This is a genomic window from Actinoplanes utahensis, assembly GCF_016862455.1.
Classification (GTDB): Bacteria; Actinomycetota; Actinomycetes; order Mycobacteriales; family Micromonosporaceae; genus Actinoplanes; species Actinoplanes utahensis.
Window position 1 is genome coordinate 1 of the sequence record NZ_BOMZ01000156.1, and the last position, 653, is coordinate 653.

Below are 653 nucleotides of genomic sequence, written 5' to 3' on the forward strand. Positions count from 1 at the left end.
CCGGGCTGGGCATCCTGCGCGGCGCGAGCAAACCGCGCCGGCTGGCCGCCGAGATGGCCCCCGAGGTCTACGAGCGGGTCATGGAGAAGCGCCTGCTGGTGATCACCAAGGCGAACTCGCGGGCCACCGTGCACCGGTCCGCGTACCTCGACTACATCAGCGTGAAGATGTTCGACGAGGCCGGTCACGTGGCCGGCGAGCGGCGCTTCCTGGGTCTGTTCTCCTCCTCGGCGTACCGGACCAGCGTCCGTGAGCTGCCGGTGGTCAAACGCAAGGTGCAGGAGGTGATGGACCGTTCCGGTCTGTCGCCGCGTGGGCACTCCGGCAAGGACCTGTTGCAGATACTGGAGACGTACCCCCGCGACGAGCTCTTCCAGATCAAGACCGATGACCTGTACGAGGCGGTCATCGGCGTGCTGCGGATGGCGGGCCGCCGGCAGTTGCGGCTGTTCCTGCGCCGCGACGGTTACGGCCGGTTCATCTCCTGCCTGATCTATCTGCCCCGGGACCGGTTCACCACCGGCAACCGGCTGCGCATGCAGGAGGTCCTGCTGCGGGAGCTGAACGGCATCGGGGTGGACTACACCACCCGGGTCACCGAGCGGATGCTGGCGCGGGTGCACTTCATCGTGCGTACCGACCCGGCGGCGCCG

At 68.3% G+C, this 653-nt stretch carries 1 pseudogene; it reads left to right on the forward strand.

Annotated features, from left to right (window positions below):
- A pseudogene (locus tag Aut01nite_RS43095) lies at positions 1 to 653 on the forward strand (NAD-glutamate dehydrogenase domain-containing protein); the annotation flags it as partial.